Annotated in this window: 12 protein-coding genes; all 12 read right to left on the bottom strand. The window is 57.0% G+C overall.

Annotation, left to right across the window (positions count from 1 at the left end; genetic code table 11):
* Positions 1-67: 67 nt before the first annotated feature.
* Positions 68-1,321 (bottom strand): FAD-dependent oxidoreductase, encoded by a 1,254-nt coding sequence (locus AC1DYO_RS02940; protein WP_477260130.1) that lies wholly within the window; start codon positions 1,319-1,321, stop codon positions 68-70.
* A gap of 185 nt (positions 1,322-1,506) precedes the next feature.
* The gene (locus AC1DYO_RS02935; RefSeq protein WP_477260128.1) at positions 1,507-2,553 is read right to left on the bottom strand and encodes an ABC transporter permease; all 1,047 of its coding nucleotides are present in this window, start codon (positions 2,551-2,553) and stop codon (positions 1,507-1,509) included.
* Positions 2,554-2,557: 4 nt separating this feature from the next.
* Entirely contained in the window at positions 2,558-5,086 is a 2,529-nt protein-coding gene (locus AC1DYO_RS02930) for an ATP-binding cassette domain-containing protein (RefSeq protein ID WP_477260126.1), read from the bottom strand.
* A gap of 68 nt (positions 5,087-5,154) precedes the next feature.
* Complete coding sequence (locus AC1DYO_RS02925) at positions 5,155-6,324, bottom strand: substrate-binding domain-containing protein (protein ID WP_477260124.1); 1,170 nt, start codon at positions 6,322-6,324, stop codon at positions 5,155-5,157.
* Between the two features lie 62 nt (positions 6,325-6,386).
* Positions 6,387-7,175: a glucose 1-dehydrogenase gene (locus AC1DYO_RS02920; protein WP_477260122.1), complete on the bottom strand. Its 789-nt coding sequence runs from the start codon at positions 7,173-7,175 to the stop codon at positions 6,387-6,389.
* 63 nt (positions 7,176-7,238) lie between these two features.
* Positions 7,239-8,936, bottom strand: coding sequence for a class I adenylate-forming enzyme family protein (locus tag AC1DYO_RS02915; RefSeq protein ID WP_477260120.1), 1,698 nt, complete (start codon positions 8,934-8,936; stop codon positions 7,239-7,241).
* A 10-nt stretch (positions 8,937-8,946) separates the two neighbouring features.
* Positions 8,947-9,993 carry a beta-keto acid cleavage family enzyme gene (locus tag AC1DYO_RS02910; protein WP_477260118.1) on the bottom strand — a complete coding sequence of 349 codons (1,047 nt, stop codon included), beginning with the start codon at positions 9,991-9,993 and terminating at the stop codon, positions 8,947-8,949.
* A 544-nt stretch (positions 9,994-10,537) separates the two neighbouring features.
* On the bottom strand, positions 10,538-11,266 hold the full coding sequence (locus AC1DYO_RS02905; RefSeq protein ID WP_477260116.1) for an SDR family oxidoreductase: 729 nt from the start codon (positions 11,264-11,266) through the stop codon (positions 10,538-10,540).
* A 1-nt stretch (position 11,267) separates the two neighbouring features.
* Complete coding sequence (gene gfa / locus AC1DYO_RS02900; protein WP_477260114.1) at positions 11,268-11,831, bottom strand: S-(hydroxymethyl)glutathione synthase; 564 nt, start codon at positions 11,829-11,831, stop codon at positions 11,268-11,270.
* A 60-nt stretch (positions 11,832-11,891) separates the two neighbouring features.
* Positions 11,892-13,019 (bottom strand): S-(hydroxymethyl)glutathione dehydrogenase/class III alcohol dehydrogenase, encoded by a 1,128-nt coding sequence (locus AC1DYO_RS02895; protein WP_477260112.1) that lies wholly within the window; start codon positions 13,017-13,019, stop codon positions 11,892-11,894.
* Positions 13,020-13,089: 70 nt separating this feature from the next.
* Positions 13,090-13,857: an SDR family NAD(P)-dependent oxidoreductase gene (locus AC1DYO_RS02890; protein ID WP_477260110.1), complete on the bottom strand. Its 768-nt coding sequence runs from the start codon at positions 13,855-13,857 to the stop codon at positions 13,090-13,092.
* A 45-nt stretch (positions 13,858-13,902) separates the two neighbouring features.
* Entirely contained in the window at positions 13,903-14,700 is a 798-nt protein-coding gene (locus AC1DYO_RS02885) for an MOSC domain-containing protein (RefSeq protein WP_477260108.1), read from the bottom strand.
* Positions 14,701-14,752: the final 52 nt, after the last annotated feature.

Below are 14,752 nucleotides of genomic sequence, written 5' to 3'. Positions count from 1 at the left end.
GTTGATGCCATGCTCTCTGTCCTCAAAGTGATGCCATGACGTCGAGCGAATGAATCTTCCAAGTCTGCTAGGTCGTGGCGACTGCAATCATTTCCGCGACACTTCGAATTTTTTGGCGGCAGCGCTCCTGCGCCGCATTCGCCCGTTCCCAGTCATCGATCTTCCGCCACCCGTGAAACGGCACAGCTTTGTTGGCGACCAGTTCGGACAGATTGTGAATGCCCTTGCCGGCTCCTGAGCAAAGCATTCCGGCCTCAAAACGGCGGGCAATTTCGTCCGTTACTTGCTTGGCATCCCGCCTGTTTGCCGCGATGGCACCTTTGCCGCCGCTATTTAGCCAGCCGACCTTGAAAATATTGTCGCCGCTCCAGTCCTCGCGATGCGAAGCGATGTTCTCGAATCCGATCGCCGTAACGACTGAGTTAACTTCGAGCTCCGCATAGCCTGGTGTGTTTGCCTGACGGACCGTTAACCTGTTTACACCGTCAACCTTGCGAATTGCCTCTGGCTGAGCACAGAAATGAAAAGACACGGTGACGGAGGAAGTTTGGCCCCGAGCCTGACCCGACGGACCATCTGATGCACCTTGCATCTTGTTCACGAGTAAAGCGCTGACGAGATCCTGCGCGTCAAGGTCGACGCCGGTCGCCACAATTTTCACATGCGGCAGCGCAGCGATTTCTTTGAGCATTGAAAGGTCGAATTTCGCCTGCGGTGCGGGCGAGCGCCCAAGCACGTCTATCCGCTCAATTGCCTCTGTATGCAGATATTGAAGCCTGTCGTCGGCTATGTCAGATCCGGCGAGGTGTTCGTTGCGTTTGCACAACAGGCGAACGACATCCATGGCAACGTTGCCATTGCCGACGACCGCCACCCTTTTCCCCAAAAGCCCCGTTGCAGCGTCCGATTGTCTCGGAATATCGATGCAGGGGTGGCCATTTAACGCTTTGATCAGAGAACCGGCGCCAATGATCGGACAGTCCCCCGCATCATTCAAAATATCCAGTCGGCGATCATCCTCCAACCCCGTCGCCAGGACGACGATGTCGAAACTGTTCTGCAGCTTTTGAAAGGGAATATCGCGACCGATCGTGACATTGCCAACGAACTGCACGCCCTCGCGCTCGAAAAGGCGATCGAACTGTTGGATGACAGATTTATTCCCTTGATGATCGGGAGCAACGCCATATCGGATCAGTCCGTAGGGAACCGGCAGCGCTTCGAAGATGACTATCTCCGAATCCGGCCATTTCCTTCTGAAAAACTGGGCAGCGTAGCAACCCGATGGGCCGCTGCCGATAACCGCTATGCTTGGAGTCATACTTCGCGTTCCCCTTTGGATTTTTTACGAAGTAGGATGTTTCGTGCATACTAACGTTCGTTAGCCTCTTGTCAAAGCGTTTTTTATATTGCCGACGAAAAGGTGAACCCCGCTGATTGGGAATTGCCACGGGATCTGATTGCACGTTGTCGTTTAGAGCAATGCACTCAAATACCGGCTTCGCTCTAGTCTCTCCTCGAAGACGAGCGCATCTCGGATAGCCACATGCCGGCACCAATTGCCAATCCCTGGATGACAAGTTGCCAAGACGTGGGTAGGCCGACCATTTTCAGGGATTGGTCAAGTTGAACCAGAAAGACGGCAGCAATGGTGACGGAAATCATATTCCCGATCCCACCGCTCATAGCGACGCCTCCGAGGACCGCCGCAGCGACGGGCGCCATGAAGTATGGATTTCCTACATCCAACGTTGGATTGCGTATGAAGGCGGCCAGCAGAATTGCTGCGACGCCGTACATAAAGGCTGCGCTGACATACGCCCCGATTTGATAAAACTTGACGTTAATTCCAGCTACGTGCGCGGCCTCGGGATTGCATCCGACAGCCTCAAACCTGCGACCCATCACGGTCTTGGTTAAGAGCAGCACCGAAATGCAAGTCACAGTCATCGCGATCACGACGGCTGTCGGAATGCCAATGATGCGTCCGTTTCCGAAATCAGCCAGGCTAGCCGGCACTGGCGATTCAGCTCCGAAGTTCTGGCGATACCATATGGTTGCTCCGGCAACGACAGCGCCGACTGCAAGGGTAACGATGAGCCCATTGAGCTTTAGGTAGGCGATAAGGAACCCATTGACGGCGCCGACAAGCATTGCAGCGAGAAGTGCGGCAGCCATCGCAGCCCCCAGATGGGCGTCATTTCCTCCCGACACGCCAATGAGTATCGAACAACACAATGAAATAATCGCGGGAACGGAGAGGTCGATACCACGCGCCATAATGACGATGGACTGTCCGATCGCGGTGATTGCCAAAAAGGCCGCGAAGGGCGACATCGCCAGCAGCGTCGAGCGCTCGAGGCTCCTGGGCAGGAAAACACCATCCACGATCAGCAAGATTCCAAGCGCGATCCAGATTGCAAGAAATCGCCCCTCGACTTTAGGGACCAGAGTTCCTCTCGACGGGAATTTTGCCGGTGCATCGCCGCGGCCGGATAGCTCCGGGTCACGCTCCAATGCGGCATTATGGTACCGTTCCGCATTTTCGGTCACGATATCACGCCCCCGCCGTCCGCCGAGATTTGGTAAAGGTCTGGAACATTCGGTCGAATCCGGAAGCCCCGGTGTAAAGCAGGATTGCAACGAGCGTCATCAATCCTGACGCGATCACCCCGAAAGCCGAATTCAACCCCAGCACAGAGATGACGTTGGTCATCAAAGTAAAGAAAAACGCTCCGAGAAACGCACCAGAAAACGATCCTCGGCCTCCGCTGAGCGCGGCTCCGCCCAAGACTGCTGCAGCGATGCTGGACAGAGCATAGTTTTGCCCAACAGTTGGATGACCCACTCCCACTTGGGCGCCTAGGAATAGCCCTGCAACGGCAGCCGTGACGGCAGCAAGCACATACGCGCGAATGTGGATCCAGGTCACTGGCGCTCCGTTCCTTAGAGCTGCCTCCTCGCGAAAACCCGCGGCCTTCACAAACAGACCGGATTTCGTACGGTGAAGCCAGTAGTCCCCGATGAACGCCACGACAACAAGCACCATTGTCGATACCGGCATGAACCCTATGCAGGTCCGGAGAAGCGACGCGAATTCACCGTTCAGGAGGCCACCTGGCGTTGGCCGGCCCACCAGAGCCAGTCCTTGCACGATGCTCAGCGTCGCTATTGTGGCGATGACGGGATTGATGCGCCCATAGCGCACCGACGCTCCATTTGTCAGCCCTGCAAGACCCCCTACCGCAAGGCAGACAAGAACACCGATTGCCATAGCCGAAGGACTTGCTTGTGCACCGATCAAGAACGACATCGCGACGACGGTGAGACTCATCACCGATCCGACAGAGACATCGATACCTCGCACAAGAAGTGTTTGAAGTTGTGCCATTGCCACGAAGCCAACCGGGGTCAGTGCGAGGAGGAGATGACGAAAATTGATAGACTTCAGGAAAACGTCGCTGCTGATGGACGCATAAGCGCCGACCAGACAAATCAAACCCATGAGGAAGATCATCGGAACCCACAAACTCGCACTCCCCTTCGACAGCTGCGCAAGGATGGCGGGCAGCTCGTTGCCTGATGGGTCGTTTTTTGTCGTCTTTGCATCCCGGGCGGTCATGAAGCTGGAAACGATGTTCTCTTCGGTCACGGACGCGCCGGCTAACTCTTTTACAATCCGGCCACGAGAGAAGACGAGGACACGATCACAAATGCCGGCCAGTTCCTGAGCGTCAGAAGAATTGACGATGCATGTTCCTCTGTCGCGAATGTTTTCCCGGATCGCTTTGTAAATCTCAAAGCGTGCGCCGGCGTCGACGCCCTGTGTCGGTTCATCGATGAGAAATACTCTGGCGCCGGATCGAAAGCTGCGCGCCAGAACGGCCTTCTGCTGGTTGCCACCTGAGAGTTTTATGATGGGCATGTCGAGGTCTGCTGCGACGACATCAAAATCCTGCTTCATCGCGGTAGCGGTTGCTTTCTCGTGCTTGCGCGAAAGTATGCCAAGCCGCCTGAAAGCACTGAGAAGCGACACGACCATGTTCTTCCCGACACCAAGCTCCGGAAAAATAGCCTCGCCCTTGCGATCCGAACTTAAAAACAGGACGCCATTTTCGAGCGCCAGGCGCGGCGATTTGAGGGAAACTGGAGTGCCGGAACATTCAACGACCCCATCGGCCTTCTCCAGGCCGACAAGAGCGCGCAAAACCTCACGTTGGCCGTTGCCCTCCGCACCCGCAAATCCGACGATCTCGCCAACGTGGGCGGTGAACGAAACATCTTGAAAATCGTCGCTTGACAGCTTGTCGACGACAAAGATGGGCGCACCTAACAAGTCAGTGGATTTCGAGCCATACTCGACATCGATCTCACGCCCGACCATCAATGTTACGAGGTCACGTTCTGAAAGATCACTTGTGACATTAAATGTACCCCGATGGACGCCGTCGCGGAGAACCGTGATGCGGTTGGCCAATTCCAGAATTTCAGGCAATCGGTGACTGACGTAGATAATTCCCGTCCCCTTGGCCACCAAATCACGGATGATGCCCGACAGCTTTCGAACGCCGTCGGCGTCCAGAGTTGCCGTCGGCTCATCGAGGAGAAGTACTTTCGGCTCCGACTGCAACGCTTTGACAATCTCGACGAATTGTCGCAGCGCAGGAGACAGATCGCCGACAATCGTTTCCGGCGCAATGGCCAACCCGTACCTGGACAATCTATCGGCCGCCCAGGAATTCATATCGCTGAACGGCACAGCACCCTTTCTGATTGCCATGAAAAGGTTTTGGGCAACGGATAGCTCAAGCACCAGAGAGTTATCCTGGTAGACGGTGGCGAGCCCAAGGCTGGAGGGTATTCTCGGGTCCGCGCCGGACAGTCTTTCGCCGGCTATCTCGACGGTACCGCTGTCGGGCTTGACGACACCACTCGCAACCTTCATGAGCGTGCTCTTGCCCGAGCCGTTTTCGCCCAGTATGGCGTGAACTTCCCCTGGCAAACACTGGATACTCACCTGATCCAGAGCACGTACGCCGGGATATGTCTTTGAAACTCCATCGAGTTTCAAAACAGGTAAGCTCATCGCGGCCTCCGTGGTAAATATCACAAGTCAACCGGCCAGCGCCAAGCGCCGGCCGGCTTGGAGGTGTCTCAGTTCGGGAACATCGCTTTGAGCGTTTCAGCGTTCACGATGGTAGAAACCGGCGTCTCCATGGGAAGGCTTTTGTCACAAAGCCCGACTTTCACCGATTTCATCGAAAACGGCACTTTCACCCAAGTTGAAACCGTATCACCTGCCTGTGCCATCATCGCGGCCGTTACGGCAAAGCGCGCCGTGATCGTGGAACCAGAAGCAGAATAGTAAATCCGAAACTCGGGATTGTTAGCTGCTTCCCAATCGCAGAACAGGCCCTGTTCATCTGTACGAAGTGCAACGACGGTATCCACCGCTTTCCCGGCCGCCTGATAAGCTCTCATTGCTGCGCGGAAGCCATCCGCATACTCATAGATCCAGCCGTCGAAGTCGCCGTATTGGGCAAGGGCAGCCGACACCGCGGTAAACGTACCCTCTTGCGTCCAGTTGGTGTCCATCTTGGCCAAGATCTTGATCGACGACGCGTCAGCTTGCTTTTGTGCGCAATCTTGCCAGGTCGCACTGAGCGTGTTGCCGGGGGTTCCTCCGAGCGCAACAATGGCCTTGGCATTGGGTTTGTCGGCAGCGACGGTCTTCACCATCTCCTGACCGAGAACGCAAAGGTCTTCGTGGACGGTGCTTACATAGTCTTCGCCGGCCGTACCGACTTCCTGTCCATTGTTGAGAACGACCTTGATGCCAGCCTCCTTTGCCTCACGGACTGTCGGCAAGAGGGCCGGACCGGCATCTGCGTAAAGAACTATGATGTCCACACCCTGAGCGATAAAGGCGTTAAGATCGGCAATTGCTTTCGAGACATCTCCTCGCGCTGATGAGTATTGGATCTTTCCAATCTCGGGATATGCAAGCGCTTGCTGGATGAATTCCATCTTCGTGACGCGACGCCAGACGTTTTCTCCGAATCCATCCGCATAGGCGATCGTCAGCTTTCCGCCGCTTCCGGTTTCACAGACATCGTTTTTCCAGCAATCCAATGCTTTAGCCTGAAGCTCAGGGGTCAGAGGTTTGGCTGCGATTTCAAGCGATTTGGCAATCGCCGGATCCACATCCGTCGTGCCCAACCGGCTCTTCATCAATTCCTCGCCTGTCTCGGCGAAGCTTTGGCTGACACCAAGCACGAAGCTGACGGCGGCTACAGCAGCAACGGTAGATCGAAAATTCATCATACAGTCCTCCCAAATGGCTTGGCTCACCACCCCATGGGCAAGCCAAGCGGTGAAAATTTCCGTTAGATTAAGACCATGCCGCCATCGACCATCATCGTTTGGCCGGTGATGTAGTCAGAGCCGTCTGAGGCAAGGAAAGTGGTCAGGCCAACGATGTCCTTGGGAACTGAGACGCGGCCCAGAAGAACGTTCGCCGAAAATTCGGTGATGAGCTGCTCGGGCTTCGACGTGATGCCGTGCTGGATGGCCTCGTCATCGAGCTGCTTCCAAAGTTCCGTGGCCACGACGCCTGGGGCGAAGCAATTCACGGTAATGCCATGGCTTGCGAAAGAGCGTGCCGCAGCCTGGGTGAGTGCGACTACCGCGAACTTGGATGCGCAGTAGTGTGCATAGTCGGGCCAGCCCTGTTTACCGGCGATCGAAGCAGTATTGATGACCTTGCCACCATGCCCCTGCGACATCATTTGGCGTACTGCCTCCTGGGTGCCGATGAGGACTCCAAGCGTGTTGACTTTGTAGATCCGAGTGAAATCCTCTTCGGTGACCTCCATGAACGGGCAGGTTTGACTGATGCCGGCGTTGTTGAAAAGAACATCGAGGCGGCCATATTTTTCGACGACCTTGCTGATCATTTCCTTGACCTGCTTGCGGTCGCTGACGTCCACGCCAACTGCAAATGCGTCGCCGCCAGCCTGTTTGATCTGCTCGGCGACAGTGACCGCGTTTTCAGCGTTCAGGTCGGCAACCACCACCCGCGCGCCGTTTCGAGCTAGATCTCCGGCGATACCGGCGCCTAACCCGCGCCCCGCGCCGGTAACGATTATAACTTTGTCCTTTACTGAACCAGACATGAAAGATCTCCTCCGTTTTCTCTTGATATCAACTATAAATCGCGGCAAGAAGCCACGTTATTGCTACGATACGTAAAGCTTCCTCGCGAGCTCTCTCACTTCAGCCTTTTGGACTTTGCCATTTTGATTTCTTGGCACCGCCTCATCACCGATCAGCCAGAAATCCGGGACTTTGTAATCGGCGATTTTGCTCAGGAGGTAGGCGCGCAATGAGGTGTCGGTCAGACTGCTCGCCCTGCGCTTGACGAAAGCAAATGTCTTCTCGCCCAAAACAGAATCCGGCACGCTTACGACGGCGCATTCGTCAACATCAGGATGCTCCATCAGGGAGTTCTCGACCTCCGCGCTGAACACCTTAAAGCCGCCCCTGTTGATCATGTCCTTGAGGCGGTCATGGACATAGATCAGTCCGCAGGTGTCCCGCTTCCCGATATCGCCGCTCTTCCAGAATCCGTTTTCGAAGGATTGCTGGGTGGCCGTTTGGTTGTTCCAATAACCGGGGCTTACGTTTGGTCCTCGAATCCACAACTCCCCGGATTGGCCGTCAGGCACGGGTTGGCCGTCTGTATCGACGATTATGATTTCGTCACATTCTAGCGGCAGACCCACGCTGGCCAGCGCGGATGACGTCAACTCCGGCGGCATGATGGTGCAAACCGCGCAGGTCTCTGTAGCGCCGTAGGCGTTTATCATCCGCAGCCCGGGGACGATCTGACGGAAGCGGTTGATAACGGCTGGGGGCATGATTGCGCCGCCATAGACGCCATATTTCCAAGACGACAGGTCGTATTCGTGGATGTTCGGCGCCATTGCGAACAACTGGTACATCGAGGGTACCAGAACTGCATAAGTGATCTGTTCGCGCACCATCAGATCGAGGACTGGAGCCACCTTGAACTCGCGCGCCATGACGAGTGTGCCGCCGGATGCCAGCGTCACCGAAGCCAGCGGACCGAACCCTGCAATGTGCGTGGCCGGAACAGCCATCAGGCTCTTTTGGGGTCTGTCGATCGCCAGTGCGTAGAGGTAGTGCAGGCAGGTATGAACGAAGTTGGTGTGCGTCAGGCACGCGCCTTTTGGCTTGCCTGTCGTGCCCGAGGTGAAGATTATCATCATCAGCCGCTCTGCCTCCAACGAAGGGAGGACTACTGGCGATGCCTTGGCGAGGTGTTCGAAATGGTTCGCCGAAGCTGGTTCCGCGTCGACGAGAAAGATCCGACGTACACTTCCAGTAGCAGGGAATTTCTCGATCCATTGCTGAGCTGTAACGGCAAATATCGGCGTAGCGTCACCGACGACATACGATACGTCGGAAGGTCCAAGGCGGGTACCGAGCGGAATGGCTATCGCACCCGCTCTCACACAGGCAAGTACAGCAACGAAATACTCCAGACGATTGTCCAACATGACAGCGACGCGGTCGCCCATGTTGAGTCCGCAGTGAATCAAGCCATACGCCGTCTTCTCGACGAGCTCGTCCAACTCCCGGTAGCTGACCCTGCGGTCACCGCAAACGATGGCTTCCCGCTCCGGGAACTTTGATACCGTAGCGCGGAACATCGCGTCGTAAGTTTCCGGCCGGGAAGCATAGCGGACGTGGAGCCGGCCCGGCTCCTGGATCGTCTTGTTGACACTTTCATCGACTTTCCAGCGCCCCCCATCAAAGGCCCCAATAGGAACATTCCACCGATCCCGGCTGGCGATGGGGTCGAATGTCCCCAAGGCGGGGACGCCGTCGATTCCTTGCTTTTCCTGCGGCATAGCTTTTGCCTCACTCGGCAGCGGCTACAGAGCCCGCGCGGCCAAGGCCGCTAGAGGAAATGCCACAAAGTTCACGGAATTCTTGCGCCGACATAAGTTCGCGCCCAAGGCACTCGACCATGGTTCGCGCGATGCGGAACGCGTCGACATTGCGCTCGATGAAGTCGTCGCGGTGTGGCCATTTCCAAACCGTATCTTCCATGCCGACACGGATATGCAAGCCCATCAGAATTGCGAGGTTTGCCAGATGAAGGCTCGCACGACCGCCCGCACAAACGATGATGTTGGCGCCGGGATCGACCTGACGGATGAGGCCGACCTGACGGACAAGTCCGTCGATCATGCTTTGGGGGGAATACATAGGCGTGCAGCCCGGAAGACCGGCAAGCAACAGCCAGGTCAACGGCCCCTTTACAAGCCCGCTGTCGATCAGGAGCCTACGGGCGTTGTCGACATCGCCGTCGGTGTAGACGGCCAACTGGGGAACGAGCCCCGCGTCGACGATCATACGCGTCTTCTCGATGATCGCATGCGGTGGTTTGACGAACAGATTGTCGCCCAAGATCAGTGCAGTGGTATTGACCGGAACGGCGCTTACCAGCATCCGATCGATCACCTGCTGCATTGCCTTGCACTCCGTGTCGTTTACGGCAACAAGGCACGCGTCAAGCGCAATGTCTGGATGATCGGATTTCAGCCGTCCAATCACATCACCGAATCTGTCGGCATCAAGGACATTGTGACCACCATCGTCACGAACATGGATATGGATGATCTGCGCACCTTCTTCGATGCACTCCTTTGCTGATCGAATGATTTCCTCCGGCGTCTGGGCCTGGTTGGGATTTTCGGCTTTGGTGAAAAAGGCGCCGTTGATCGCTACAGAAACAGCCGCCTTCGGAGGAGCCTGCCATCGGGGCATTTGCGGAGCGCCGGAGATCAGACTGTTTTCCGCCGACATGATCGTAGGTGCCGCATACGGGCGCCAGTAAGTCCGAACGCCCTCTTTGCTCACCCGCTGCTCTACGCGAGTCCAATTGATAGTATTGCCGCTCACTCTCAATCCTCCGACAATTGATCTTTCTAAGGTGCCGCAGGCCGAACATATTGTTGGCAATCGGACATGCGGCGGATTGAGATCAACTTATCCGCTCGCGGGGGCGCCGGCGTCGCATGAGCAGACAAGTGCTACGCCAAACCTGCCAAAATGACGTCGTGTTACTTCGTTTTGGCCAAAACAGATCGGCAACGGGCTGAGTTCGACCAAGATGCTCGCTCTGCGCCAAGCGACATGACCACCAACCATGGCCGGTTTTGCAGAACTTGACGCACACAACCGCGCGGGAGGGCATAGAGTGGCAGCGAGTTGGCTTGGCAACTTCGCGAAGTTCGCACCGAGCCGGCCCCACAGTTGACCGATCCCAGCGACACCGACCTGCTGGCGCAGCATTACAATTTGCCAAGCATAGATCGCACCCGACCGTGGGCGCCCGACCCTGTCGCGCGCCCACATAGGGATCATCCAGTCATTGAGCGAGCAGTTGGCGCAGCGCGCCCATGAGAGAGGCTTACACCGCTTGCAGAGGGTGGCTCGTGCAAATTCACTGAGCTGTATAACCGCCGTCGATTATGTGCTCAGCACCAGTGATATAGGCAGCTTCATCCGAGACAAGGAACAACGCCAGTGAAGCGATTTCCTCCGGCCGGGCGAAGCGTTTGAGCGGGACGAGATCGGCGTTGTAGCCGCGGCCTTCGATCATCGGTGTTTCCGTATCGCCGGGATGAACGCTATTGACGCGGATGTTTGCGGCAGCGAGGTCGAGTGCCGCTGCCTTTGTCATCCCTCTAACCGCCCATTTTGTGGCGGTGTAAGCAAAGAAGCCCTGGTAGCCGACTATCCCCGCTGTTGAAGAAACCGTAACGATCGAGCCACCACCAGCGCGTCGCATCGACGGTATGACCGCCTTCATCCCAAGAAACGGGCCCAGTTGCATTACGTCGACCAGATGGCGGAAGGTTTCGATGCTGGTCTGCTCGATACCCTCCTCTACCAGAAGACCCGCGTTGTTGACCAAAGCGTTGACGGGACCACCAAAGTGTTTCTCCGCACGCTGGATAACATTTCCCCACTCATCTTCATTGCGAACGTCAAGTTGAACAAAGATGGCGGCTTCGCCGACCTCCTTAGCCACGGCCTCGCCTTGTGTCGCATTCCGATTGGCGATGACGACTCTGGCTCCTTCCGCAATGAACCGCTTGACTTGAGCGAGACCCATGCCGCTGGTACCACCGACGACGATGACGCCTTTTCCTTCTATCCTTCCAGCCATCTTAGTTCCCTTTATTTTTCTTCGCCGTCCATGTGGCGATGTAGTCCATCAGGCCTGGGTTGAGGCAGTCATAGGGCTCGATGCCGATTGACTTCAGCTGCGCGCGGATGCCGTCCATGCGCTTCGGATCGACACCGGATTCGATGATCGACGAGACGAAGGCGGTGAAGCCGGGCGGCGACCAGCCGTCCTCGACGAAGCGCTCGGGATGGATGAAGGAGAGGCCCTTGAACGGGTGGTCGCGCTCGACCGGTCCGTGCATGTGGACGCCACAGCCGGTGCAGGCATGGCGCTGGATCAGTGCCGAGGGGTCGACCACCTTGAGCTTGTCGGCGTTCTCGGTGACGGTGACGTCACCGGTGCCGGCAACGGCAACCACCGAGAATACCGCGCCGTCCGGCTTCCAGCATTTGGTGCAGCCGCAGGCATGGTTGTGGGCGATCTGACCCTTGACCTTCACCTTGACCGGCTTGCTGGTGCACGCACAGACCAGTGTGCCGCCGGCAAAGCTTGCGCTCTCCCTGGGCAGTCCATTGTCGATTTTCGGATGCAGTTCCACCGGCATTTCTTCCTCCTTGGTTGAACTTGTGCAATTTCAATCGCTGGCCCTTCGGCCGTGCCATCTTCAGTAAACCACCACAGCCCTGATCGACTTGCCTTCAAGCATCAGGTTGAAACCCTTGTTGATGTCCTCGAGCTTCAGAGTGTGGGTGATCATCGGGTCAATCTGGATCTTGCCGTCCATGTACCAATCGACGATTTTTGGCACATCGGTGCGGCCGCGCGCGCCGCCGAATGCGGTGCCCATCCAGGTGCGTCCGGTGACCAGCTGGAACGGCCGCGTCGAGATCTCCTGGCCAGCACCCGCAACGCCGATGACGACCGACTTGCCCCAGCCGCGATGCGAGGCTTCCAGCGCCTGACGCATGACCTTGGTGCTGCCGGTGCAGTCGAATGTGTAGTCGGCGCCGCCGATCTGGTCGGCGCCGCGCTTGGTCATGTTGACGAGGTGGGGCACGACATCGCCGTCGATCTCCTTCGGATTGACGAAATGCGTCATGCCGAATTTCTCGCCCCAGGCCTTCTTGTCGTTGTTCAAATCGACGCCGATGATCATGTCGGCGCCGGCAAGTTTCAGGCCCTGGATAACATTCAGCCCGATGCCGCCGAGGCCGAAGACGACCGCAGTCGCCCCTTGCTCGACCTTGGCCGTGTTGATGACAGCACCGATACCGGTGGTGACGCCACAGCCGATGTAGCAGATCTTGTCGAAGGGGGCGTCGGGATTGACCTTGGCCAGCGCGATCTCGGGCAGAACGGTGAAATTCGAGAAGGTCGAGCAGCCCATATAGTGAAAAATCTTGTCCTTGCCGATCGAGAAGCGCGACGAGCCATCCGGCATCAGGCCTTGTCCCTGCGTGGCGCGGATCGCCGTGCACAGATTGGTTTTTCGCGACAGGCAGGACGGGCACTGGCGGCATTCGGGCGTGTAGAGCGGGATGACATGATCGCCCTTCTTGACCGAAGTGACGCCCTTGCCGACATCGACGACCACGCCGGCGCCCTCATGGCCGAGGATGGCCGGAAACAGGCCTTCGGGATCGGCGCCCGACAAAGTGAATTCGTCGGTATGGCAGATGCCGGTCGCCTTGATCTCGACCAGCACCTCGCCTTCGCGCGGACCCTCGAGCTGCACGGTCATGATTTCCAGCGGCTTTCCGGCCCGCGTGGCTACGGCGGCGCGAACGTCCATGTTTTCCTCATTTTATCTGTTTGGGTCGATGTCATGTCGGCTCAACGGCAGGAGCCCAGTCCCGACGCCGCTAGAATGCCTCGCGCGCTGCGGTCAGCCATCCTCCGTCAATGACATACGCGCTGCCATGTACGAAGTCGGCATCGTCTCCAGCCAGGAACGCGGTTAGACGTGCAATTTCCTCTGGCCGACACCAACGCTGCGCCGGTGTCCTGAGAACTCCACTGTCCATGTCGGGAAGCGCATCCGTTCCGCCATGTTGCGCCATCGGCGTCGCCGTGGCGCCTGGGCAGATGGCATTAACGCGGATACCTTTTGCCCCGTACTCGAAGCATAGTTGCCGAGTGAGACCGAGAAGCCCGTGTTTAGATGCTGTGTAAGCCGTTCCGCCCCCGGCTGCGCTAAAGGACGAAAGCGACGCTATATTTATGATTGCGCCTTTACCTCGCACCAGCATGTGCGGAATTGCGTATTTGCACATGAGAAACGGACCGGTCAGGTTGATGGCGATCACTTCCGCCCAGGCTGCCAGGCCAATCGTGTGCGCCGGCTCGTAGCTGTCGAGAACACCGGCACAATTGACCAGAACATCTATGCCGCCCCATTGTGCTACGATCGCGTCGATCGCTTTGATAACGTCGGTTTCGACCGATACATCGGCACAAAATGCGTGTGCCTTGACCACATTGCCAAGCAGGCTAACCGTTTCGGTCACCTTGGCTTTCGTGCGGCCGAGAGCGGCAACGCGGGCGCCGCGGTTGACAAATTCGCCAACCATCGCGCGCCCCATCCCTGAACCGGCGCCGGTAACCACAACCACTTTGTCCTCGTAGTCCATCAGCTCGAGCTCCAGATCAGCTTTTCGGGTTGACCAAAACGCGACCTATTCACACATCACCATGTCACCAACTGCGACTTCCCCGGGTTGGATAACCTCGGCATAGGATGCAAATCCTGGCGTCTCGTAGTGCGGCATTAGACCATCCGGCAGGCGCACTTTTTCACGATATTGCACGAGCATCGGGATGGTGCGGACATTGTTGATGCCCGTGTCCGGATCGAGTTGCGTTACAACGCAACGCGGGACTGAGCTGCGCACTCTTAGAAGGCAGGAGCCAATTTGTAGTCTCCTGCCATTCCAGCGATCCTCTGCGTATGGTTCGTCACATTCGATGATGAGATTGGCGCGAAACCTCCGATAGTCTACCTCCGTTCCCATCCGCAGACTGAGATTCCGAAGCGAGGCTGTCGTGAACAGCGTGATCGGAAGGACGTCGACTCCGTCGCCTGTATTGACCACACGAACAATGCGCACCGGAGCTCCACCAAACGCGCTTAAACGCCTGGCCCATTCGCCTTCAACCTTCCGAACTTGGATGCTGCGCATGTTCATATAGTTGAGACCGAACGAAACCAGATTCGTTACGCACTCCTCCTCGACATACCGACCGTCCGGATAGGTCAGCTTGAGCAGGTTAGAGAAGGCATCATAGTCAAACCGCAGCGGCAAGAAGTGCCGATGCCGACCCGCGGGCAGCGGGGCGCCATTTTTGTCCAGCAAGATGAAGTTGCGATCACCCGCAATTCCTCGCTCCGTAATCGTGGCCTTCTCCAGATCCAGCATTTTGGTGGCCTTAACGTGGGCCATTCCGATGCGTTTGACCTTCATCGGTACAGACATGGGTAGCGCATATTTGATGAGTTGGTTTTGGGCGCCGCTCCCTCGCGAAAGA

The organism is Mesorhizobium sp. P2_F5 (assembly GCF_056403715.1).
The sequence above is the reverse complement of the archived record's forward strand: the minus strand, read 5'-3'. Positions and strand labels throughout refer to the sequence as shown.